At 70.0% G+C, this 24,460-nt stretch carries 17 protein-coding genes; all 17 read left to right on the top strand.

Features of this window, described 5'->3' with window-relative positions; genetic code table 11:
- Positions 1 to 2: 2 nt before the first annotated feature.
- Genes ABD289_RS24850 through ABD289_RS24770 form a run of 17 tightly spaced genes read left to right on the top strand, consistent with a single transcriptional unit; the run spans position 3 to position 24,456 of the window.
- Positions 3 to 527 (top strand): phage tail protein, encoded by a 525-nt coding sequence (locus tag ABD289_RS24850; RefSeq protein WP_344137952.1) that lies wholly within the window; start codon positions 3 to 5, stop codon positions 525 to 527.
- Between the two features lie 24 nt (positions 528 to 551).
- Positions 552 to 1,280, top strand: coding sequence for a T4 family baseplate hub assembly chaperone (locus ABD289_RS24845; RefSeq protein ID WP_344137949.1), 729 nt, complete (start codon positions 552 to 554; stop codon positions 1,278 to 1,280).
- A complete protein-coding gene (locus ABD289_RS24840) occupies positions 1,273 to 1,926 on the top strand; it encodes a hypothetical protein (RefSeq protein ID WP_344137946.1) in 654 nt (217 codons plus the stop codon). The genes ABD289_RS24845 and ABD289_RS24840 overlap by 8 nt, the downstream gene beginning before the upstream one ends.
- Positions 1,923 to 2,624, top strand: a complete 702-nt coding sequence (locus ABD289_RS24835; RefSeq protein WP_344137943.1) for a Pvc16 family protein — start codon at positions 1,923 to 1,925, stop codon at positions 2,622 to 2,624. Before ABD289_RS24840 ends, ABD289_RS24835 begins: the two co-directional genes overlap by 4 nt.
- Positions 2,621 to 4,510 (top strand): ATP-binding protein, encoded by a 1,890-nt coding sequence (locus ABD289_RS24830; RefSeq protein ID WP_344137940.1) that lies wholly within the window; start codon positions 2,621 to 2,623, stop codon positions 4,508 to 4,510. The genes ABD289_RS24835 and ABD289_RS24830 overlap by 4 nt, the downstream gene beginning before the upstream one ends.
- Positions 4,501 to 4,776, top strand: a complete 276-nt coding sequence (locus tag ABD289_RS24825) for a hypothetical protein (RefSeq protein ID WP_344137937.1) — start codon at positions 4,501 to 4,503, stop codon at positions 4,774 to 4,776. Before ABD289_RS24830 ends, ABD289_RS24825 begins: the two co-directional genes overlap by 10 nt.
- Positions 4,773 to 11,612, top strand: coding sequence for an eCIS core domain-containing protein (locus ABD289_RS24820; RefSeq protein WP_344137934.1), 6,840 nt, complete (start codon positions 4,773 to 4,775; stop codon positions 11,610 to 11,612). Before ABD289_RS24825 ends, ABD289_RS24820 begins: the two co-directional genes overlap by 4 nt.
- Positions 11,613 to 11,632: 20 nt before the next feature.
- Positions 11,633 to 12,313, top strand: coding sequence for a hypothetical protein (locus tag ABD289_RS24815; RefSeq protein WP_344137931.1), 681 nt, complete (start codon positions 11,633 to 11,635; stop codon positions 12,311 to 12,313).
- Complete coding sequence (locus ABD289_RS24810; protein ID WP_344137928.1) at positions 12,310 to 12,993, top strand: hypothetical protein; 684 nt, start codon at positions 12,310 to 12,312, stop codon at positions 12,991 to 12,993. The genes ABD289_RS24815 and ABD289_RS24810 overlap by 4 nt, the downstream gene beginning before the upstream one ends.
- Before the next feature lie 4 nt (positions 12,994 to 12,997).
- On the top strand, positions 12,998 to 13,336 hold the full coding sequence (locus ABD289_RS24805; protein ID WP_344137925.1) for a LysM peptidoglycan-binding domain-containing protein: 339 nt from the start codon (positions 12,998 to 13,000) through the stop codon (positions 13,334 to 13,336).
- On the top strand, positions 13,329 to 14,468 hold the full coding sequence (locus ABD289_RS24800; RefSeq protein ID WP_344137922.1) for a hypothetical protein: 1,140 nt from the start codon (positions 13,329 to 13,331) through the stop codon (positions 14,466 to 14,468). The genes ABD289_RS24805 and ABD289_RS24800 overlap by 8 nt, the downstream gene beginning before the upstream one ends.
- Positions 14,469 to 14,479: 11 nt before the next feature.
- Complete coding sequence (locus tag ABD289_RS24795; RefSeq protein ID WP_344137919.1) at positions 14,480 to 14,998, top strand: phage baseplate assembly protein V; 519 nt, start codon at positions 14,480 to 14,482, stop codon at positions 14,996 to 14,998.
- 9 nt (positions 14,999 to 15,007) lie between these two features.
- Positions 15,008 to 15,343, top strand: a complete 336-nt coding sequence (locus ABD289_RS24790; protein WP_344137916.1) for a hypothetical protein — start codon at positions 15,008 to 15,010, stop codon at positions 15,341 to 15,343.
- Positions 15,340 to 15,705: a GPW/gp25 family protein gene (locus ABD289_RS24785; protein WP_344137913.1), complete on the top strand. Its 366-nt coding sequence runs from the start codon at positions 15,340 to 15,342 to the stop codon at positions 15,703 to 15,705. The genes ABD289_RS24790 and ABD289_RS24785 overlap by 4 nt, the downstream gene beginning before the upstream one ends.
- Positions 15,702 to 18,773 (top strand): putative baseplate assembly protein, encoded by a 3,072-nt coding sequence (locus ABD289_RS24780; RefSeq protein WP_344137910.1) that lies wholly within the window; start codon positions 15,702 to 15,704, stop codon positions 18,771 to 18,773. Before ABD289_RS24785 ends, ABD289_RS24780 begins: the two co-directional genes overlap by 4 nt.
- Positions 18,770 to 22,354: a putative baseplate assembly protein gene (locus ABD289_RS24775; protein WP_344137907.1), complete on the top strand. Its 3,585-nt coding sequence runs from the start codon at positions 18,770 to 18,772 to the stop codon at positions 22,352 to 22,354. Before ABD289_RS24780 ends, ABD289_RS24775 begins: the two co-directional genes overlap by 4 nt.
- Positions 22,354 to 24,456: a hypothetical protein gene (locus tag ABD289_RS24770; RefSeq protein ID WP_344137904.1), complete on the top strand. Its 2,103-nt coding sequence runs from the start codon at positions 22,354 to 22,356 to the stop codon at positions 24,454 to 24,456. The genes ABD289_RS24775 and ABD289_RS24770 overlap by 1 nt, the downstream gene beginning before the upstream one ends.
- Positions 24,457 to 24,460: the final 4 nt, after the last annotated feature.

Here is a 24,460-nt window from a genome sequence, read left to right as displayed (position 1 = left end):
GCATGAGCGAGTTTCAGATCAACGCGCACCGATTCGACCCGTACAAGAACTTCAAGTTCCTGGTCCTCTGGGACGGCAAGACGGTGGCCGGGGTCAGCAAGATCAGCCCGCTGAAGCGCACCACCGAGGTCGTCAAGCACCGCGACGGCGGCGATCCGAGCTCTCCGCGCAAAGCTCCGGGCCGCTCGGAGTTCGAGGGCATCACGCTGGAGCGCGGGGTGACCCACGATCCGGAGTTCGACCGCTGGGCCAACAAGGTGTGGCAGGTCGGGGCCGGTCTGGGTGCCGAGGTCTCGCTGGCCGACTTCCGCAAGGACATCGTCATCCAGGTCCTCAACGAGGCAGGTCAGGTCGCCGTCTCGCACAAGCTCTACCGGACCTGGCCCAGCGAGTACCAGGTGCTCGGCGAGATGGACGCCAACGCCAACGCGGTGGCCATCCAGAGCCTCAAGCTCGAATGCGAGGGCTGGGAACGCGATTACGAGGTCGCCGAACCGGCCGAGCCCGCGTTCACCAACCCCGCCTGATCCCGGTTAGGGGTGTCCTGGCCGATGGTGACCACGGAACCCGCCGAGCTGCTGGCGGTCTGGGAATCGGGACTCGCGCTGCCCTCCGGCGGACGCGCGCTGATGCTGCATCGCGCGGCGCGGCCGGGCGTCTCCGACGACGAGTTGCGCTCGCTCCCGGCGGGCGGGCGCGCGGCGGATCTGCTCGGGCTGCGCCGCGAGCTCTTCGGCGAGCGGCTGCAGGTGGTCGTCGAGTGCTCGGCGTGTTCGGAGGCGATGGAGTTCGACCTCGACGTGTCCGGGCTCGCCCGGTGGCCCGCGGAGCGGGAGCTGCAGGTCTGCGAGGACGGATACCTGGTGGAGTTCCGGCTGCCCACGATCGCGGATCTGGAAGCGGCCGCCACCGGTGTCACCGCCGCCGAGCGCAGGCTGCGGTTGCTCGACCGCTGCACCGTCTCCGCGGTGCGCGCGGGCGAGCCGGTCGGGTGCGATTCCTTGCCGCAGCAGGTGCAGCGGCGGATGGCCGAGCTCGCCGAGCGGGCCGATCCGGCGGCCGACCTGACGCTGAACGTGGCGTGCCCGGAATGCGGCGCGAGCACGCCGAGCGCCCTGGACATCGCCTCCTACCTGTGGTCCGAGCTGGACTCCTGGGCTCGAGACGTGCTGCTGGACGTGCACCTGCTCGCTTCCGCGTACGGCTGGAGCGAGTCGCAGGTGCTGGCGCTGAGTCCGCTTCGCCGACGCTATTACCTGGAGCTGTGCGCTGATGGCTGACTTCTTCGATCGGCTGGTCGGTCCCGCGAGCCGGGCCGTGCTGCGGCCTCGTCTGCCGGGTCCGTTCGAGCGGATCGAGGCGTTGCGCGCGGAGCCGCGCGAGGAGCCCGGGTTCATCGCGCCGCGAACCCCGGAGCCGGCGCCCGCTCCCGCCGAGGTGCTGCGGGAGGTGCGTCACGAGGTGCACACCACCGACCGGGTCACCTTCGTGCGCACCGAGCACGCGGCGCCCGAACCACCGCGCCCGGCTCGGCCGGTGCCGCGCGTGGAGACGCCGGAGCCCGCCTCCCCACCGGCTCCCACGGAGCGGGCTCCGGCGCTCGAACCCGCCAAACCGCAAGAGCCACAACGAATCGATCCACCACCGACGCCGGAGTCGCCGAGCCCGGGCGTGCTGCGGGCCGAGGTCGCTCCGGCGGCGTCCGAGCGACCGCGCACGCGGGTCGCGGCGGCCGCCGCCCGGGCGAGCGCGCCGAAGCGCCGCGATCGCGAGCCCGACCGGGCCGAACCCGCGGTGCAGGTGGAGATCGGGCGGCTGGAGGTCAACGCTTCCCGGCCGCAGCAGCGGACGCGACCGGAGCCCGCGCAGCGCCGGGAGCCGGCGGTCGACCTGGCCGACTACCTCAGTGAGCGAGCGAACAGATGAGCAACGCACTCGCCATCGCCACGGTCACGCAGGCCCTCGCGCTGCTGATCGAGAACAACCTGCGCCCCGAGATCGACATGGCGGTCTCGGTGGAGACCCGCAAGCCACCGGCGGAGCCGCCGACCGACCCGACCATCACGGTGTTCCTCTACCAGGTCGCGCCGAACCCGTCGATGCGCAACACCGACCTGCCCACGCGGGGACCCAACGGACGGCTGTGGTCCCGCCCGACCGCCGCGCTCGACCTCAACTACCTGATCAGCGCCTACGGGGAGGAGACCGAGCTGGTCGGGCAGCGGCTGATCGGCTGCGTGGTGCGGACCCTGCAGGAGATCCCGGTGCTGCCCATCGAGCTCATCGAGCAGGCGGCCGAGCGACCGCACCTGTCCGGCAGCGATCTGGCCGAGTCGGCGCAGCGGGTGCGGTTCACGCCGATCCAGATGGACGTGGACGAGACCTCCAAGCTCTGGGGAATGCTGCACCAGACGCCGTACTCGGTGTCGGTGACCTACCAGGGCTCGCTGGTGTTCGTCGACGGCCGCGAGGAACCCGAGCCCGCGAAGCCGGTCCGGGAGATCCACCCCACCGCCGGGCCTATGCCGAGCGGAACGCCGAAAACCGCTGCGCGGGACGAGAAGGAGCCAACGGGCAACGCGAGCGCGTCCACGCGCGACGACGGGCGAGGAGGCTCCGCATGACCGAGGAGGACGCCGCGACGCTGCCGGGCGCCGTCCGAGCACTGCTCGATCGCCTGGACCAGCACGTGGACGGCGTCGAGCCCGAGACCGCGCTCCCCCGTCCGGACGCGCTCGACGCGCTGGCCTCGGTCTTCGGGCTGAGCGCGTTCGAGTGCGAGGTGCTGCTGCTGTGCGCGGCCGCGGAGCTCGACGCAGCCACGGCGGGCCGCTGCGCGGCGGCCAGCGGTTCCTCCCGCACCTACCCGACGTTCTCGCTCGCGCTGGCGACGCTGACCGACCCGCACTGGAGCGCGCTCACGCCCGTCTCACCGCTGCGCCGCTGGCGACTGGTCGAGCTCGACGAGGAAGCCGGCCTGACCACCGGGCGGCTGCGCATCGACGAGCGCATCCTGCACTTCCTGCTCGGAGCGCCCTACCTCGACGTCCGCCTGCACGGGCTGCTGCGCCGAGCCCCGGTGCCGAAGGCACTGCCGCCGTCCTACGAGGAGGCCGCGGACCGGATCGCGACCGGCTGGGCCGAGGGCGACCCCGACGCCCCGCTGCGCGCCGAGCTGGTCGGCTCCGACGCGCGCACCCGGTCCGATATCGCCGCCGCGGCGGCCGCCGCGTGCGATCTGAACCTGTACGCGATGGACGCGGGGGACGTGCCGACCGATCCCGCCGAGCGCGACCTGCTCGCCCGGCTCTGGCAGCGGGAGGCGGTGCTGCTGCCGGCCGCGCTGCTGCTCGAGATCGACGAGCCCGGCCGGGAGCAGGCCGCGGCGGCCGAGGCGTTCCTGGAGTCCACCGCGGTACCGCTGGTGCTCTCCAGCCAGGAGCCGCGCCCGAGTTCCCGCAGCCGGGGCGAGCGGGTCACGGTTCCCTCGCTGAACAACGACGAGCAGCTCCAGCTGTGGCAACGGGCTTTCGCCGATGTGCCGGACGTCTCCGATGCCGACATCGGCAATCTGGTCGCGCAGTTCTCCCTTCCACCGCACGTGGTCTCGGCCGCCGCGGCCGCCGCTCAGCGGGACGCCTCCGGTGCGAACGCGGCCGGTGTGGCGTGGCGGGCCGGGCTCGACGAGGCCCGGATGGGCCTGGACGAGCTGGGCAGGCGCATCGAGCCCGCGGCGGGCTGGGGCGATCTGGTGCTGCCCGATCGGCAGCTGCGCGTGCTGCGGGAGATCGTCGCGCACGTGCGCCAGCGCGCCACCGTCCATCACGAGTGGGGCTTCTCCAGCACGTTGCGCAACGGTCTCGGCGTCACCGCGCTGTTCGCGGGCGGTTCCGGTACCGGCAAGACCCTCGCGGCCGAGGTGATGGCGCGCGAGCTCGGGCTGGACCTGTTCATCATCGATCTGTCCCAGGTGGTTTCGAAGTACATCGGCGAGACCGAGAAGAACCTCCGCAAGGTCTTCGACGCCGCCGAGCGCGGCGGGGCGCTGCTGCTGTTCGACGAGGCCGACGCGCTGTTCGGCAAGCGCAGCGAGGTCAAGGACAGCCACGACCGCTACGCCAATCTCGAGGTCAGCTACCTGCTGATGCGCATGGAGGCCTACCGGGGGCTGGCGATCCTGACGACCAACATGAAGAAGGCGCTGGACACGGCTTTCATGCGGCGGATCCGGTTCGTGGTGGACTTCCCGTTCCCCGCCGAGTCGGAGCGCGCCGACATCTGGCGCAAGGTGGTCCCCGAGCAGGCGCCGGTCAAGGACCTCGAGCCCGAGCTGCTGGCGCAGCTGACCGTGGCGGGCGGCTCGATCCGCAATATCGCGCTCTCCGGCGCGTTCCTGGCCGCGGAGGAGGGCGAGCACCTGCAGATGCGGCACATGCTCGCCGCCGCGCACACCGAATACCTCAAGTTGGAGCGGTCGCTGACCCCCTCGGAGGTGCAGAAATGGGTGTAGACCGGGACGTGCGGGTGCGGGTCGGCGAGCTGGTGCTCGACGGCTTCGACCGGGTGGATCCGGACCGGGTCGCGGCGGCCTTCCAGGCGGAGCTGACCCGCCTGATCGGCGAGCGCGGCGTTCCGGTGGCCGCCGACGGCGGCGCGCGGTTCGACGCCCTCGCGGACCTGCCCGAGTTGCCGCGGACGTCCTCGCCCGCGCGTATGGGCGAGGAGCTGGCGCGCGCCGTGCACGCGGGGCTGTCCGGGCGGGGGCGTTCGGGATGAGCGGGCCGGTACCCGAGCACCAGCAGCGCTCGTCGCAGGACAACCAGCGGCGCAAGCGCAAGAACCGCGCGCCGAAGAACCGCACCCCGGAACCGAAGGAGATCGTCAGCGGCGCGGGCCAGCCGCTCGACCTCAGCACTCGACGCGAGCTGGAGGAGCGCCTGGGCCACGACTTTAGCCGGGTCCGGGTGCACACCGATCGGGATGCCGGACAGCTGACCGACGCGCTCGGCGCGGACGCCGTTGCCGTCGGCCAGGACATCCTGTTCGGCCCCGGCAAGTTCCGCCCCGGCACCACCGAGGGCAATCACCTGCTGGCCCACGAGCTGCTGCACACCGTGCAGAACCCGACCGGGCTCGGCGCGTTGCGCGCCGGTCGCGACCTCGGTGAGGTGAGCCTGCCGCAGCAGGCCATCGAGCAGGAGGCCGAGTCCGGTAGCCACGACGAGACCGCGGAGGTGCAGCCGGGCCGGTCCAGCCCCGGCTGGCTGCGCTACGCCACCGTCGACGCCGACCGCACGCGCGCGGAGTCGCTGGACCCGGCGACGCTGGTGGACCGGATGGCCAACGGCATCATCCGCTCGCTGCGCGGCGACCCCGAGGACCGTTCCAAGCGCACCCGCAGGCAGCTCGCGCACATGTCCGAGGAGATGCGCGAAGCCGTGCTGGACCGACTGGACAGCAGGCTGCTGAGCTCGGAGCAGGAGCGGGTGCTGGACCTCACCGAGGAGGTCGAGCACGGCGACGACCTGGACAACGGTGCGTTGTCGGCCCCGGAGGTCGAACCCGACGCCGAGGCGGACATGCAGCTGGAGCGCGAGACCGAGCACCGGGAGGCCGCCGACCGCAACCAACGCGAGAACGAGCCCGAGCAGGCGTCCGCGCCGGAGAAGGAGCAGACCGCCGACACCGGAGCCGCGGGCAGCACGCCGGAGAACGTGGAACCTTCGGAGCGGGCCGCGTCGAACGAACCCGCCGCCGACGAGGAGCGCTCCACCGCAACGGTTTCCGCCGGTCAGGAGGCGCCCTCCGCGGGTCCGCAGCCCGCGGAGACCGAGCAGTCCGGCGAATCGGCGGCCGAGGACAAGTCCGCCCAGCGCGCCGATTCCGAGGAATCCGGTGCCAGCCCGAATTCGGGATCCGGCGAGGAGTCCGAAGAACAGAGCTCCGGCGGCGGGGACGAGAAGCAGGGCGGCGCGCAGCACGAGAAGTCCGGGGCGGGCGCCGAGGAATCCGGCGGTGAGACCGACGGGGGCAAGCGCAGCTCGAAGGGCGAGCAGCAGCGCGAAGGCGACGAGCAGGAGTCCGAGTCGCAGAACCGCCGAGGTGCCGCGGCCCCGCCCGACCGAGAACGGACGAAGCAGGACGAGCAGCGAGACGACCGAACCGGTTCACCGAACGAAGCGGGCGAGCACACCCCGCAGGCCGACCCGATCAGCGCGCTCGACGGCACCCGCAACCAGGATGCCGAGGGCCCACAGGAAAAGCCCGCGTCTCCGCCCGCCGGAGGCGATTCCGAGGTCGAGGTCGGCGGCGGCGAGGAGAGCGCTTGGGACATCAAGCTCAAGCCCGAGGACTTCCTGCCGAAGCAGGATCTGGACGTCTCCGGCGTGCCGACGGCGGACGAGCTCGAGGCGGGTACCCCGGCGCCCTCGATGCCGTCGTTCCCCGCTCCCCCGCCGACCAAGGCCGACCAGGTGCACGCCGAGCGCGAGGCCGAGGACGCCGAGGACGCGGCCGAAGCGCAGGAGGCCGACAAGCAGGACGATTCCGGTCCACCGCTCGAATCCACCCCGTCCATCGAAACCGAGACCTCCCCGCGGCCGGGCGATCTCAGCGATCTGGCGACCGAGAAGGCCGCCGATCCCGGCACCACCCGCTCCGGCGATCCCGGAGGCCCGAAGACCGCGGACGATCCCGAGCAGGGACCGGTCGAGGCCCAGCGGGCGGCCCAGGAGGCTCCGGGCAAGCCCGAGGGCGGCAAGGACGAGAAGGGCGGCGCGGCCAAGGAATCGGCCGCCAAGCAGGAGGCGCAGCAACCGGGCGCGAACGAGGATTCTCGCGACTCGGGTTCCACCGGAGGCGAGCGATCCGAGTCCGGATCCGGTGGTGACAGCGGGTCTGCGGCTTCCGGGGAGAAGCAGCAGACCAGCGGCGGTGATGCCGCGCGGCGGCCCACCGGTTCGGAGGGCTCCGCGGACGCCGAATCGCCGCCGGACTCGAAGATATCGCCGGTCACCGGCAAGAGCGAGCAGTCGGGCGATCAGGCCGACGAGTTGAGTTCACCGGGCTCGAGCTCGCAGTCCGACAGCCCTCAGAGCGGCGCGGATTCCGCCGCGCGCGAAACCGGCACGGAGTCCCGGAAGGACACCGCCCCGCAGTCGAAGGCCACCGAGCAGCCCGCTCGAACCGCCGAGGCCTCGCCCAAGGCCCCCGCCCCCAAGTCCGAGGAGACGCGTTCGGCCTCGCCGAAGCCCGATGTTCCGGAGAAGGCGGCGGAGCCGAAGAAGCCCGAGGGAGCGGCGAAGCAGGAGGAGAGCACCGGTCCCGAACCCGCCAAGTCCGGCCCTGCCCCGCAGCCCCCGCGAAGCGGCGGCCGAGGTGCCGCAGGCGGTGCCGGTGCCAAACCCGCGGGAAAGGGCGACGAGGGCAAGAAGGGCCAACCCCCGCCGAACCTGGCCGGCGTCGCACCGGAAGCCGGCCTGCGCCAGGCATCCCGGCTCAAACCGCACCAGGCCCTGCACGCGATGAACGGCGTCGACAGCGCGGTGGACCGCGACGTCGGCGACGAGCACCAGAAGTTGTCCTCCGACCCGCCGGCCATGCAACGACCGTCCGGTGCTCCGCGCACCCTGGAGGGCAAGCCGAAGGCCGACGCGCCCGCCCAGTACTCGGACACCCCCGCCAAGAAGGCCGACGAACCCGAGAAGAAGAACGCCGAGGTCAAGGACCAGAAGAAGCCCGAGGGCGAGCTCGAGGCCGAGAACGTCGAGGAGCCCAGCGGCTGGGACACCTTGCTGATGGGACTCGGCTACCTGGTCGGCGAGATCGGCAGCTGGTTCGACTCCGACGTCAAACCCGAGGACCTCGCCGCCACCTTCGCCGGGATGCCCACCGAGGACGACGCCATGAAGGAGGCCAAGGCGGGCAGCGCACCGGGCGTGCAGATGCAGGGCAAGGCCGACCAGAAGAGCCGGGACCAGGACGAGAACGTCGACGAGAAGGGCAACGAGGCGCAGCGCACCGCTCGCGACGACTCCCAGCGCCGCATGGGCGAGGACCAGGTCTACCCCAACGCTCCCGACGAGAAGCTCAACGGCAAGGTCCCCGGACCACAGCAGGCCAAGGGCGGCGGTCCGGCCGGCAGCGCGGGAACGGGAGCGGTCCCCGAGGACGCGGCCTCGGAGGTCGCCGAGCACGAGCGCGGCAAGGAGTTCAGATCCTCCTTCGGCAAGGGCGAGCAGGGCTTGGCCGACGCGAAGAAGCAGAAGGACAAGGACACCCGCGATTCCAAGGACGAGCACCGGCGCTCGGTCGACCGCGAGGTTCGGAAGAACTCCGAGCAGCAGGGCTCGAAGCGGCAGCAGACCGTCGGCGACGTCTCCGGTGAGCGGCAGCGCTGGCGTTCCGAGCAGGACGCCGAGCTGAACAAGCTGGGCAGCAAGAAGTCGGACAAGCGCAGGAAGGCCGAGCAGGACGTCGACAAGCACGAGCGGGACACCGACGACAAGGCCGAGAAGCGCAAGAAGGACGACAACGACAAGATTCGGCAGAAGGGCGAGGACGCCCAGTCCGAGGCCAAGTCGAAGCGCGACGACACCAAGAAACAGGCGGGCAACTGGGTCGAGAAGGCCTTCGAGTGGATCAAGCAGAAGTTCATCGAACTGCGCGACAAGATCATTTCGATCTTGCAGGCGGCCCGCGACGCGGTAGTCGAGTTCATCGACAACTTCAAGCTGGACATCGAAGAGCTGATCAACAGCATCCGCGAGACGATCGTCAACCTGATCAAGACGCTGATCGACGATCTGATCGAGCTGGCCAAGGCGATGCTCCGGGCGATCGTCGAGCTGGCCAACGAGATCCGCCGATTCATCACCGAGCTGATCGAGCAGGCGATCGCCCTGGTCACCAAGCTCGCCGAACAGCTCAAGCAGCTCGTCAACGACCTGCTCGACGCGATCGCGAAGCTGCTCAGCGACATCCTCAACGCCCTGAAGAAGGCGATGGACGCGGCCATCAAGGCGGTCAAGGACGCGGTCAAGGCAGTCCTGGACTTCGCGTCCAAGCTGCTCAGCGGGCTGGGCGAGTTCATGATGGTCGCGGTCGACTTCCTGCGCGACCCGGGAGGCTGGCTCGCGGGCGCCAAGGGCTCCGCTGAGAACGGCGCCAAGCACCACTTCTTCCGCGAGGTCAAGAGCGCGGTCAAAACTTGGTTCCAGCAGAAGATCGAAGAGATCGTCGGCGTACCGAAGGCGGTCATCAACAAGCTCATCGAGGGCGGCCTGACCCTCGGCTGGATCGTCCAGCAGGTCTGGAACGCGGTGGTCCCGCAGCTACCGCTCATCCTCGGCGAGCTCATCATCACCAAGGTCGTCGCCAAGCTCATCCCGGGCGCGGGCTGGGTCATGGCCGTCATCGACGCGATCAAGACCGCCATCGGAGCCCTCGGCGAAATCCTGCGCGCCTTCGGCGCGGTGCTGGAGTGGCTGAAGAACGTCCGCAAGGGCGGCGCGGGCGTGCTGTTCGCCAAGGCGGTAGCCGCCGGCGTCGTGGCGCTGCTGGAACTGGCCTACGAGTTCCTGCTCTCCGGCATCGGCAAGTACGTCGGCAAGGTCGGCGACCGGTTGAAGGGCATCGCCAAGAACATCGGCAAGAAGGGCCGCCGCAAGCAGAAGGACGGCCAAGGCGGCGATGACGAGAATTCGCGTAACCGGCCGGGTCGGCGCACCGATCAGACCAGGCCGCGCAACACCCGCACCGGAGAAGGCACGTCCGGCGACGAACGCGCCCACGCAGACCTCCGGAACCCGCGGCGAGGGACCGACGACCGCCGCAACGACAGTCGCGAGAACCGCAACGAAGCCGACAGGCAGCGCGAGGACGACCGCGTCTCCCCCAACTCAGCCGCCCGTCAAGCAGCCAACAAACCGGGCAAACCCGGCCCGGACCGGGACGCCCCGAAGCCCGACCGCAACCAGCGCGGCAGAACGGAATCGGACCAGGACCGCCGACGCCGCGAGGACAACGACCGAGACCGCCCGGACAAGGACCCCAAGGACCGAGACCAACGCCAGGACAAGGACAACCCGGACTCCCGAGACCGCAAACCCACCGACCGAGACGACTCCCCGTCGGCCAATGACAAGGACGGCAACCCCAAGGGCAAGAAGGACGAGGACAAGCCCGACACCAAACCCACCCCCTCCGCCAAGCCCAAGGCAGACCCACCCCGAAAACCCCGCGAAGACACGGACACGAAGAAGGACCAGAAGAAGGACGACGACAAGCAGAAGCCCAAGGACGACGATACCGGAACGAAGAAGCACGACGACAAGGACACCAACCGCGAGGACGACAACTCCGACTCCAACCGCCGCCGCGACGACGGCTCCCAGCGCAAGGACGACGACCCGAACCGAAAGAAGGACGAGGACGGACCGGATAAGCGCAAGGACTCCGACAGCAACGACAAGAAATCGAAGAGCAGGACCAACAAGGACGACGGAAATCCCGGGCGACCGAAGAGCAAACCAGCAAAGGACAAGACAAGGAAGGACGAGAAGAAGAAAAAGGACGACAGTCTTCAAGCGAAACTGCGCAGGATCCATCGCCACCTCGAGCCGAAACTGGATCGCGGAATCCCTGAGCCCACCCACCTCGAATTACTAGAAGAATTCCGACGCTTCTATCGACTTACCAGACTTTGGAAGAAGGGTGGGGATTCATTCAGAATCTGGGGAAAGGGCAGTCCTGAGAAACCCGGACCAACCCGCGGTGTCCACACGGACGAGAACGAGGACAAAACCAAGAAAGATAAACTTCCAGCCACCATCTACCCAAATTCATCCGACGGTCGGCGCGCCCCCAGTAAGAGCAAGGTGCAGTACCTGCACTCTCCCATTAGGCCGGGACAAGATGCCAACGACGCAGAACCCGGCAACCCCCTTGGCTGGAGGAGGGAGATGCACGACTGGCCAGACGTGATCGTACGCATGCATCTCATTACAGAGACCATGGGCGGAACTGCACATGGATCCAACCTGGTGCCCGCACCCAGCCGAACCAATAGCCGTTTCGACGCCAAGGTCGAGAGAAAGGCAGTGGCCGCCGCCAAGAAGTCAGACGAATCCATGACTTGGTACAAAGTTCAGGTGCAGTTCCATTCCGCACCCTGGCAGAATTTTCCGTCGCGCATCACCGGAACATGGGGAAGGTACAAAAAATCCGGAGACAGCTGGACGGAGAAGGCAGCCAAAGGTGGAGCCACCTACTCTGAGCCCGTCTACACGCCCCGGGTGCCCGATGAAGACTGGCAGGTGCGGGCGAATGACCCATTCGAGTCCAAAACTCGATTCAAGAGAGCATTCGGACTCAAGCGCCCCATGGGCGAACATAAATCAAGAACCCTGGATAGGGTCGTGAAAAACATCATCAAGACCGCCAAGAAGGGGGATGCTCAAACCGCGGAAAAACTGATCGAAAAACTTGAAGAAATGGAGAAGCGCTCCAGGAGCAAGTACAAAGATGCGGATCTCTTCCGGGAAATAAAGGAGGGAATACGCCAGGCGGACCTGAAGGACCTGATCGACTTCAACCCGCAGATCAAGCAGTAACCACGCACAGCGAGGAACCAGTGGAAAACCTGACCGATTGCGAAGCGAAGCTCCTCCACGCGTTGCGCGAACTGGAAGAGAGCACGAGCGTACGGATATTTTTCAAGGACGTACAGGATGGGGGAGCAACGTTCGGCAACCCCGAACTCGTTTTCAGAGAAGCATCCAACGCATTCAACTTCTCCCTCCCCGACTCGATGAAGCAATCCGTAACACGCTTCTCGCCTTTCGCCTGCCACTGGCGAATCGAACGCGACAATTTCAAGATCACAGGGGAGTTCAACCTCCACCACTTGATCAAGGCACTCGAAAAGGAGCCCCCCTCGCTGGATTGGGACAACACCCAAGAAGAGCAAGATCTCTACTGGCAATTCCGGGTGATCGACGACTTTCCGGGAGGAGGAACAGACTCGTACGCCGCCCTTCGCATCGATCCTGACCTTCATACACCACAGGTTTGGTATCACGATATGCGCCGTGGAGCGGTCCAACTAGACATCGACTACTCCACATACCTGCACATGGTGACCATAACAAAAGGGACCATCGGCTGGCAGTACCTTTTCTCGCAGGTTGACCTAGGAAGATCAGAATTTCAGAACTTTACAACACGCCTCGAACATATGCTCGGCGTGTTCCCTGACATATTCCCCGAACACGATTACTTGAATTTGCATGAACGCCTGGAGGCCCGGCTATGACCCGATACGCGAACATCCCCAAGCCCATCCGTTCCGGTCTCGTCGTGGTGGATCCCGAGCGTGGAACACCGCAGCGGGTGATCGTGCTGCAGTTCAACCCCGACTCGCTGGAGCGGTCCGTGTCTCCGCAGTCTGCTGGAGGTGAAGGGGATTCCGGGGGTGGTGGGAGTGGAACCGGGGACAAGAACGAAGCTTTACGGCTGAACGGGCCTGCTCAGGAGTCGTGGAAGTTCACCGCTGAGCTGGACGCCACCGACCAGCTGGACGTGCCCGCTCCCAACGGGATTCATCCGCAACTGGCCACGCTGGAGATGCTGGTGCAGCCGTCGACGGCCAAGTTGCGGGAGAACACCCGCCGGGCCAAGAACGGGGCGATCGAGATCTCGCCGATCGAGATGCCCCTGACGTTGTTCACCTGGGGCAGCAAGCGCGTAGTGCCGGTGCGGCTCAGCGAGTTCTCCATCAACGAGTCGGCGTTCGACGTCAACCTCAACCCGATCCGGGCGAGCCTGAGTCTCGGCGTGAAGCTGCTGACCGTCAGCGACCTGCCCGCCGGGCATCGGGGTGCGGAGCTGTACATGGCGCACCTGGCGCAGAAGGAGCGCATGGCCGGGGCGGCCGCGCCCGGTTCGCTGAGCGCGATGGGGCTCGACGCCGGGGACATCGGAGCGGGGAGGTGACGTGGTGATCGAGCCGTTCGAGAGCGCGTTGGATTCGGTGCCCGGTTCGCACCCGTATCCGCGGACCAGCCGGTACCACGACGCCGAGATCGCGGTGCACGTGCGCGAGGACGGGACCGAGGTGCGCTACGCCAAGCGCCGGCTGGTCCCGAAGCCCGAGGGCGAGACCAGCGCGCACGTCGTCAGCGCCGGTGAGCGGCCCGATCATCTGGGGCAGCGCTACTTCGGCGATCCCGGGCAGTGGTGGCGCATCGCCGATGCCAACCCGGTGCTGGATCCCCGCGAGCTCACCGAGGAGCCGGGGCGCGAGATCGACGTACCGGATGGGTTGGGGCATGTCTGAGATTCCGATCGGCAAGGGCCCGGTGCACCTGAGGCTGCTCATGGGTCCCAAGCTCGCTCGTCCCGTGCCGCAGGCGGTTGCCGAGGCGTTGTTGTCCGCGCAGATCACCAGCACCGCCGGGGAGCGCAGCGGGTTTCAGCTGGCGTTCGACCTGACCAAGGGCGGCCGGATCATCGATCGGTTGCTCCCCGAAGGCTTCTTCGACCCGAAAACACGGGTGATCGTCGCGGTTTCGATCCGGTCCACGCCGGTGGTGCTGCTGGACGGGCTGATCGTGCGCAACGAGGTCGGCTCCAGCAACCACCCGGGCCAATCCACGCTGACCATCACCGGCGAGGACCTCACGCTGCTGCTCGACCTGGAGGAGCGCGCCGACCGCTACCCGAACCTCGCGCCGTCGCAGCGGGTCGAGCGCATCCTGCGCCGGTACACCGACTACGGCCTCGAGCCGCGCATCGTGCGCGAGCAGATCCACCAGCCGCCGCGCGAACAGCTCCGGGTCGACTACCAGTCCAGCACCGACCTGCAGTACGTGAACGATCTCGCGAAGGCCAACGGCTACACCTTCTACCTCGAACCCGGACCGCGAGCCGGGCGCTCGACCGCCTACTGGGGGCCGGAGAAGCGGCTCGGGCAGCGCCAGCACGCGCTGAGCGTGAACATGGGCGTCAACTCCACCGTCGACCAGCTGACCTTCGCCTACGACGGCACCGCGCGCGAGCAGCCGGAGGCGCGCGTGCAGGACCCGACGACCCGCGACGTGACGCTGCTTCCCGACCCCGACATCGGACCGCTGCGGCCGCCGCTGGCCGAGCGCCCCTCCCCCGCGCTGAAGCGAAAGGCGCTGTCCGGAACCGCGAAGATGGATCCGGAACGCGCCCGCGCTCGGGCGCTCGCGCAGGCTGCGATCTCGGCCGATGCCATCAACGGTTCCGGACAGCTCGACGTCAACCGGCACGGCTACCTGCTGCGTCCCCGCGAACTCGTCGGGGTGCGCGGTGCCGGGGTGACCTACGACGGCGACTACTACGTCAAATCCGTCACGCACAACATCCGGATCGGCTCCTACCAGCAGAACTTCACGCTCTCCCGCGAGGGACTCGTCGCCGACGGCGACCGGGTTCGCCCCTAGGAGGACACCACATGGCCGACGCCCCCAACGCCCGCTTCCTCGGCAAGTTCCGAGGACGCGTGATGGACAACGACGATCCGCTGGGCATCGGGCGGATCACCGCGCAGGTGCCCGACGTGCTCGGCGATCTGGCGTCCACCTGGGCGATGCCGTGCCTGCCGTTCACCGGGCAGGAGGCCGGGCAGTTCGTCGTGCCCGAGGTCGGCGCCGGGGTGTGGGTGGAGTTCGAGCAGGGCGATCCGAGCTTTCCCATCTGGACCGGCTGCTGGTACGGCGGGCGCTCCGAACTGCCGCCCGATGCCCAGAAGCAGGACAAGCCCGTGGTGATCCAGACACCCGGCGATCACAAGCTGCTCATGTCCGATGTCCCCGGGGGCGAGGGGATTCTGCTGCGCGCTCCCGGAGGCGCTTTCGTGCAGCTCGACGAGAAGGGCGCGACCATCGGCACCGGCCGGGGCGCGCTGATCGAACTCGTAGGCGACGAAGTGAACATCAACCAGGGCCGGCTCGTCGTGCCCAGAGGGCAGTAGGGGGAAGCAGTGAGCGGACACGGGAACGTCATCAACGCCACCAGCGCGCTGCACTGCCCGCACGGCGGCCGGATCGTCATCGCGGCCGCGTCCTCTGCCGTGCGGGTCGACGGCCAGGCGGTGCGCACCGAGCGCGACTCGTTCGCGGTGCAGGGCTGCCCGCACTGCATCGATGCCGCACCCGATCCCTGCCTAACGGTGCAGTGGAGCCCGCCGCACGGCTCCGTCCGGGTCGACGGGGAGCCGGTGCTGCTGGACACCACCGGCGGGCAGTGCTTCGGTGCCGATCTGCTGCCGCGCGGCAACCCGGTCGTGCGGACCGCCGAGGGGGTGCGTTGCCGGTGAGCGAAATCGCCTTTCCGTACCGGATCGACCAGCGCGGACGGACCGCGCAAGCCGGCCACGACGAGCACGTGCGCGACCTCATCGAGCAGCTGCTGTTCACCAATCCCGGCGAGCGCGTGATGCGGCCCGATTTCGGTTGCGGCCTGCTGGACGCGGTGTTCGCACCGAACAGGCCGGAACTGGCCACCACGTTGGAGCTCTCGGTGCACGCCTCGATCGAGCGGTGGCTGGGCGACCTGGTCGGGGTCGAGTCGCTGGAGATCGTCTCGGATGACGAGGTCGTCCGGGTGCGGCTGCGCTATCTCGTCCGGGCCACCGGCAGCCACCGGGACGACGTGTTCGAAGGGAGTGGGGCGGCGTGACCGATGAACTCGCGTGCCGCATCGACGGGCGCCGCGACCAGGTTCGCGCGGCTCAGCTCGGCGGTGTCGACGCCGTGGAAGCCACCGACGACGAGCTCACCCTGGTGGTGACCTTCATCGGCGAGGCTCCGCACGGCGTGCGGCCGGAGAACGTGCGCATCGACGGCGGGCGACGGATCACCGGGATCAAGGCGGTGCGCGTCGCCGTCGACCGGGAGGAAGATCCCGAGCTCGACGATCTGATGCGCGTCACCCTCGACCGCGCGGGGGACACCTCCCGCTACCGGTTGTCCGTCGTGGACACCGACCCGTACGGACGGCCGGGTACGGACCCCTACCCCGGTTTCGACCAGCGCTACTTCAGCGCCGAGTTCCGCTTCCGGCCCGGCGAACCCACCCCGTTCGACTGCGACGACCAACCCGGCCGCGACGACCGCAGCACCCCGTCTGCGCCCCTGATCGACTACACCGCGCGGGATTTCGACAGCCTGCGCAGGCTCCTGCTCGACCGGCTGGCCCTGACCACCCCGGACTGGACCGAACGCCTCGCCCCCGACCTCGGCACGACCCTGGTCGAGCTGCTCGCCTACGCCGGTGACCAGCTCAGCTACCAGCAGGACGCGGTCGCCACCGAGGCCTACCTGGACACCGCGCGGCGCCGGATCTCGGTGCGCAGGCACGTGCGTCTCATCGACTACCGCATGCACGACGGTTGCAGCGCACGGGCTTTCGTCGCGCTGGAGACCGCCGGGGACGTCGTGCTGGAGGCCGGTTCGCACCGCTTCGCCGCCGTCGATTCCCGGCCGCGCGGTCCGCACGACCCGCCCGAACCGGGCCCGGTCATCGATGAGCGACAGCTCGACGCGCTCGACGAACGCGATCCGGTGGAGGTCTTCGAACCCGTCACCGGCGACCCCCTTCCGCTGCGACGGGCGCACAACGAGATCCGCTTCTGGACCTGGGGTGACGAACTGTGCGAGCTTCCGCGCGGGGCGACCTCGGCGACGTTGCGCGACGAGTGGGCCGGCGAGGAGAGGACGCTCGAGCTGCGGCCCGGAGACCTGCTCCTCCTGGAGGAGGTCCGCGGAGCCCGGACCGGAACGCCCGGAGATGCCGACCCCGCGCATCGTCAGGTCGTGCGGTTGACCTCGGTGGCCGCGGTCGTGGACGAACTCGTGGAACAGCCGGTGCTGGAGGTGACCTGGGCGCGGGAGGACGCGCTGACCTTCGACCTGCGCCTGTCCACCAGGGGTGGTCACGACTGCGCGCCGGTTCCGGACGTGAGCGTGGCGCGCGGCAACGTGGTCCTGGTCGATCACGGTCGCTCGCAGACCTGGTGCTGCGAAACCCCGGAAGTCGCCGCGGTCCCGCCCGAACCCGCGGTTCTCGGGTCTTGCGAGCCGGGGTTCGGCTGCCGGGACCGCGCGGCCGGAAACGAGCCCGCCGAACTCATCGGTGCGCTGGTCGACAAGACAGGCCGCCGAACGCTCGCGGGAAAGGACGTGAGGGAACTGCACGCTGTGTTCGGCGAACCCGCCACCACCCGCGCCGGCATCCGGCTGGAGAACGCCGGACGGCGCCAGCGCGTCGTTCCGAGCACCGCCCACGAGCAGGCCGATGCGTTGCGGCGGTTGCTGGCGCAGTCGGTGTATCCGGGAATCGCGCCGCGCTTCCGCCCGGTGTTGCGGCGCTCCCCCGTCGCGCAGATCGCGCCGTTCCCCTCCCCCGAGCACATCGCCGCCGGACAGGCGGCCCGGTTGGCCGCCGTGCCCGGACGGGTGCGCGAACGGCTGGTCGAGCTGTGGCGCACCGCCCGCGATGCCGAACTCACCGAGGACGAGATCGACGAGCTCGCAGTGCTCTTCGGGCCCCGATACGCCGAAGTGCTGCAGCTGCGGCCGGTTCGGGTGCTGCGCGACCTGTTGCACCGCAGCGACGAGCTCCTCGCCAGCAAGCGACGGCGCCTGGACGCGCTGACCGCCAGGGCGCGCGCGGGCACGGTGCTCGGGCCGGACATCGCCTGGGAGATCGCCCGCAGCTGGGGACTTTCCTACGCCGAAGGGCTCGAACCGGCCGAACCCGTGCTGCACGGCCCGGCATCGGCCGTGCGGCCCGATCCGCGCGCAGCGCTACCGGCCGTGCGCGTCACCGACGGCGTGCGCACCTGGTATCCGCGCCGGGACCTGCTGGACAGCGGGCCGCGGGATGCGCACGTCGTCGGCGAGCTAGGCGACGACGGACGTCTGGCGCTGCGGTTCGGCGACGGCCGCTACGGGGCGCCGCCCGAACCGGGTGCTCGACTGGCGCTGCACTACCGCCTCGGCGGCGGCAAGGGGGGCAACGTCGGCGCCGAAGCGATCAACCACCTGGTGCTGCGCGAATCCGGGAGCGCGCTGCCCGGCGTGCGGGTGCGCAACCCGCTGCCCGCCGTCGGCGGTGCCGAGCCCGAGCCGATCGAGCAGGTCCGCCAGCTCGCGCCCCTGGACCTGCGACGCACCAAGCTGCGAGCGGTCACCGAGGACGACTACGCCGCGCTGGCGGGCGAGCTTCCCGGGGTGCAGGACGCGGCCGCGGAACTGCGCTGGACCGGCAGCGCTCAGCAGGTGCACGTCGCCGTCGACGCCGAGCGCACCGGGACGCCGTCCGAGGAACTGCTCGCCGAGGTCAGCGATCACCTGCAGCGCTACCGGCGCATCGGCCACGAGCTGGTGGCGCGTCCCGCGCGGCGCGTGCCGGTGGAGCTGGCCCTGCGGGTGTGCGCCGCGCCCGGTCATCAGCGCGGGCAGATCGTGGCCGAGCTGCGCCGGGCGCTGCGCCGCTTCTTCCACCCGGACGAACTCGGCTTCGGCGAGCCGGTCCGGCTCAGCCGCATCGTCGCGGTCGCCACCGCGGTCGCCGGCGTGACCGATGCGCGGGTCACCCGGCTGCGCAGGTTGTCCCACGACGACGAAGGAGAGCTCGGCGAGGGCCTGCTGCGGGTGGGCCCGCTGGAGATCGCCTGCTGCGACAACGATCCCGAACGCCCGGAGAACGGCGTGTTCACACTGGATTTCGGAGGTGAGCGGTGAGCTGCACCTGCGGTTGCGGCGGCCACGACGAGCGGTACGCCCCGTCCCCGCCGCACAACCCACCCGGCCGCACGTCCCTGGAGTACCGGGTCGGCGATCACGGCTCCTTCCTGGCCGCGATGCTCGATCGGCTCGCCTCGCCCGCACATCCGGCGCTGCGGCGGTTGACCGTGCGCACGCCCGACGACCCCTCGATCGGGATGCTCGACGCGTCCGCGGTGCTCGGGGATCTGCTGACCTTCCACTCCGAGCGGATCGCCGACGAGGGCTACCTGGGCACCGCCGACGACGAGCGGTCGCTGGCCATGCTGGGCCGCCTGGTCGGTCACCGGCCGAGGCCGGGCGTGGCAGCCGACACCTACCTGGCGTACACGGTCGAGCGCGATCCGCGCGGGGAGGACCCACCGGTGCCCATCCCGCGCGGTGCGCGCAGCAACAGCGTGCCGACCGCGACCGAGGAGGACTCGCAGACGTTCGAGACCAGCGAGGACCTCACCGCGCGCTGGTCCTGGAACAAGCTGGGCCTGCGGCGCCGCAGGCCCGCGCTGCTCACCCCGCAAGACCTCGAACAGCGCTCGGAACTGCTGGTCGCCGGTACCGCCAACTCGCTGCGAGCCGGCGCGAAGCTGCTGTTCGACTTCGGACGCGAGCAGCTGCTGCTCCCGATCGGCGAGGTGCGCGTCGACCGCGCCGAGGACGTCACGGCGATCACCCTGCCGCGCTCACCGGAGCCCACGCTGGACGAGCTGCGCTCCGAGCTCGATCAGTGGCTGACCCCGTCCTCGGGCCCGCCCGGCCCGCAACATCCGAACCCGCGACCGATCAGCGCGCTGATCGACGCCTTCGACGTGCAGGTGCTGCGACCGCTGCGCGAGGAACTGCCGCGGATCATCTCGCCCGCGCAACTGGCGCAGCGGCTGGCGGACCCGCTGGAGCGGTTGACCGAGGCCGAGGTGCTGGCCGAGCCCCGCCCGCAGGTCGCCGACTGGTTCGGCCGGTTGCGCGCGATGATCGCCGAACTGCGCGATCGGGCGCGCGAGCTCGCGCCGGTCGCACCACCAGTTCCCGAGCCCGAGCGACCGAATTCGATGCCGCAGCGCCTGTTGCGGTCGCTTCCCACCCGCACCCCGCGGGTGGCGGGTCGGCCGGACCGGCCGGAACCCGAGCGCGGTACCAGGCGCGAGGCCCCTCCCGGGGTGCTGGGCGAGCTGCTGGCCATGCGGGTCACCGCGACGCCCTTCGGCGCCACCGCACCGCTGCAACCGGTGCGGGACGACGCGGGCCGGGTGGTGCGCCAGACCGATTGGCCGCTGCCTGGCGGAACCCGCACCAGCGTGCGCATCGGCATGGACGCAGCCGGAAAGCAACTGGTGCGCGCGGAATTCCAGCACACCGCTGCGGCCGGAGGCTTCCAGCACGTGGAACAGCTGCCCGCCGACGAGGTCTCGTTCGACTTGGGGCCGGGCCGAGTGGAGCTGTCCAGCCGCGAGGAGACGATCCTGGGCAAGCTGGGGCTGCGCGGCGGCGAGCAGAACCAGCCCGGCGTGATGGTCCGGCTGCTGCCGGAACTGCCCGCCTGCAGCGTGTTCGTCTCCCGGCCGGACGACGGCGGCAACGTGCACGTCACCGTGCAGAACGGGGCTCCGCTGGAACTGGACCTGGCGCCGCAGCAGGAGAAGACCTCGCCGTTCGGGCCGTATCAGCTGCACGTGCGCTACGGCGCGGGGAGCGAGCCCGCCAACGTCGAGATCTCGTTGTCCACCCACCCCGACACCGACGGCCGCGCCGTGCTGCCGCTGGACGGGACGCACGACGAGATCACCACGGGCAGCCGCGTGGTGGTCGAACGTCCCGCGAAGGGCGCGCCGGGCGGGGTTCCCGGAGATCCCGCGCTGGCGTTCGTGGTCACCCGGGTGACCGCCGTGCGCACGATGTCCTACACCCGGTTCGGCATCACCGGCCGCGGCACCGTGCTGACCCTGGCCGATCCGTGGCTCGACGCCGAGGACACCCAGCTCTCGCACATCCGCGACACGACCGTGCACGCGGGCGGTGAACCGCTGCGCCCCGCCGACGAACCCGTCGAGGAGGACCTGCACGGCAACGCCCTCGATCTCGCCGAGCGGCACGAGGGGTTGCGGCCCGGGCGCTACGTGATCGTGACCGGGACGCGCACCGACGTCGCCGAGCGCGGTACCGAGGTCGCGGTCATCAGCGCGGTCGAGCAGACCGAACCCCGCGTTCCCGGCGATCGCGAGCACACCACGCTGATCCTCGAGCAGGACCTCACCCACCGCTACCGGCGGGAAACCGTCGTGGTGCACGGCAACGTCGTGCCCGCCACGCACGGCGAGTCCCGCGACGAGCCCATCGGCAGCGGCGATGCCGCGAAGGTGCACCAGACGTTCACCCTCTGGCAGGCACCGCTGACCTGGCTGCCTGCGGACAACCCGCTCGGCGCGACGCCCAGCCTGGAGGTTCGGGTCGATGGCCTGCGCTGGCACGAGGTGGACAGCCTCGCAGGCCGGGGTCCGGACGAGCGGATCTACGTCACCGGCAGCACGGCCGACGGGCGCACCACGGTCACCTTCGGCGACGGGACGCACGGTGCTCGGCTGCCCACCGGTCACGAGAACGTGCGCGCCCGCTACCGATTCGGCACCGGACGCGCGGCCAACGTCGGCCCGGAACGGATCACGCAACCGGTCACCCGGCCGCTGGGCGTCACCGCGGTCACCAACCCGCTACCGGCCACCGGTGGTGCCGACGCCGACGGACCTGACCTCACCCGCCGGACCGCCCCGCTCGCCGTCTCGGCGCTGGACCGGCTGGTCTCGCTGCGCGACTACGAGGACTTCGCGCGCTCCAGGGCCGGAGTGGGCCGGGCGTCGGCGCGCCGGGTCTTCGACGGCAAGCGCGAGGTCGTGCACGTGACCGTCGCCGGGGTCGACGACATCCCGATCGCCGCCGACTCGGAACTGCTGCGGACGTTGCGCGCCGCTCTGCTGGAGTACGGCGACGAGCGCCTTCCGGTGGTGGTCCAGCCTCGTGAGCTCGTGCTGCTGGTCGTGTCGGCGCGGGTGAAGCTGCTGCCGGATCACTCGTGGGGGTGGGTGGAACCGCGCGTCCGCCGGGCGCTGCTGACCGAACTCGGCTATCCCGGAAGGGAATTGGGCGAACCCGCGCACCTCTCCGAGGTGCTGGCCACCGCGCAGCGGGTACGCGGGGTGTCCTACGTGGACGTGGATGTCTTCGGTGGGGTCCCGGCTTCCGCGACCCCCGGTGAACTCGCCGGTGTCTCCGATCGGCTCGCCGCGCCCGCGGGCGCGGTGCCCGCGCGACTCGCCGAGTTCTCCGAGGAGCGCTACGAGGTCACCGACCCCGCGGGCGAAACCCTGACCGAAGTGGCCGCGCGCAACGGCATCTCGCTGGCGGAGCTGCTGCGGTTCAACCCCGACATCACCGACACCCGACGACTCCCGCCGGGGCGGACGGTGTTCGCGCACCGCGGTCTCCGGCCCGCGCAGCTGGCGTTGCTGTCCCCGGAGCTCCCCGACACGTTGATCCTCACGGAGGGCTGATGAGCAGGAATCCGGACGCTCTCGCGCGACTGCTGCCGGAATGGCACCGGATGCGCGATGCCGAGCAGGGCGAGCCGTTGCGCGAGCTGCTCGACGTCGTCGGCGAGCAGCTCGACCTGGTGCGCGAGGCGATCGAGCAGCAGTACGACGACTGGTTCGTGGAGACGGCGGCCGAATGGGTGCTGCCCTACCTGGGCGAACTCGTCGGCTATCAGCGCTTGCCCGGCTACGAGCGGGTCTCCACGGCGGGCTTGCGCGACGGCAGCGGCCCCGCCGAGGCTCGGCGACGCCTCGCCGAGGCGCTGGCTCCGCGCCGAGACGTGGCCGCCACCGTCGGCAACCGGCGCCGCAAGGGCACCCTGCCGCTGCTGGAAGAACTGGCGGCCGACACCGCGAACTGGCCGGCGCGCGCCGTGGAGCTCTCCCGGCTCGTCGCCCACCTGCAACCGGTTCGGCTGCTCGGACCGCGCGTTCCAGCGCGCGGCGGGCAGGTGGACCTGCGCGATGGCGCTGCGCTGGACGGCGCGGGCGGCCCGTTCAGCACGCTGGCGCGCAGCGCCGACGTCCGGCGCGCCGGATCGCGGCACCGGCCAGGTGGTCACACTCCGAACGGGGTCGGGCTGTTCGTGTGGCGGCTCAAGTCGCGCTCGGTGACCAGGGCGCCCGCCCACTGCATCGACCGCACGCACAGCCACTACACGTTCTCGGTGCTGGGCAACGACATGCCGCTGGTGACCAACCCGGTCCCGGAACCCGCGACCAGCCACATCGCCGCCGTGGACAACGTGCCCGCGGTGTTGCGGCGCGAGCAGGTGGCCGACCGCCTCGCCGACTACTACGGCCCGGGCAAGAGCTTCGCCCTGCACCTCGACGGGCAGGACGAGCCGGTGCCGCCGTCGGCCATCGTGATCGCCGATCTGTCCGGTTGGCGCTACCGCCCCCGCTACGGGCAGGTGGCCGTGGACCCGGAACTCGGCCGGATCGCGTTCAGCTCCCGCAACGCACCGCATCACGGCGTATCGGTGACCTACCACCACGCCGTCTCCGATGACCTCGGCGGTGGGGAGTACCCGCGCGACCCGGAAACCCCGCCCGCCGCGAAGGTCTACCGCGTCGGCCCCGGCGAGCTGATCATGGACGCCTACCGCGCCTGGCGTGCCGAGCCGCGTCCGGTCGAGGGCGTCATCGAGATCGCGCACAACGAGGCCCATCTCGAGGAGCTGACCTTCCAGCTGGGAGCGGGAGAACGACTGCAGGTGCGCGCCGCCGACGGCTACCGCCCGGTGCTGCGGCTGCCCGACACCTACAGCAACCGCCCCGACGCGCTCACCGTCGAGGTGTCCGATGAGGTCGGGGAGCAGCGCCCCCGGCTGCTGCTGGACGGGTTGCTGATCACCGGGCGCGGCATCCGCGTCACCGGCCCGCTGGAGGCTCTGGTGCTGCGGCACTGCACGCTGGTGCCCGGCTGGTCGCTGCGGGGAGACTGCGCACCGCAATGGCCCGCCGAGCCGAGCCTGATGCTCGAACGCACCACCGCCTGCGTGCAGATCGATCGCTGCGTGCTCGGCACGATCACCGTGCTCGGCGACGAGGTCAGCACCGATCCGTTGCCGATCCACCTGCGCGACAGCGTCATCGACGCCACCGACCACGATCTGCCCGCGCTGTCCGCCCCGGACTGCAGGCACGCGCACGCCACCCTGCACGCCCACCGGACCACCGTCCTCGGAGAGGTCCACACCCACGCGGTGCGCATCGCCGAGAACGGCATCTTCGCGGGCGCGCTCCGGGTGGCCCGGCGCGGCATCGGGTGCCTGCGCCACACCTACGTCCCACCCGGTTCCCGCACCCCGCAGCGATACCGCTGCCCCGGCGACCTGGCTCCGGTCCGGCCGGTCTTCGCCAGCAGGCGCTACGGCACACCGCACTACGCGAGGCTGGCCGACGAGTGCCCGGAGGAGATCCGCCGCGGTGCCGAGGACGGTTCCGAACCCGGTGTCTTCCACGACCTCTACGAGCCGCAGCGGACCGACAACCTGCGGGCGCGCCTCGCCGAGTTCAGCCCTGCCCGCTGCGACGCGGGCCTGATCTTCGTCTCCTGAAAGG

The organism is Saccharopolyspora halophila, from assembly GCF_039531955.1.
Taxonomy (GTDB): Bacteria; Actinomycetota; Actinomycetes; order Mycobacteriales; family Pseudonocardiaceae; genus Saccharopolyspora; species Saccharopolyspora halophila.
This window is presented reverse-complemented; position numbering and strand designations above follow the sequence as displayed.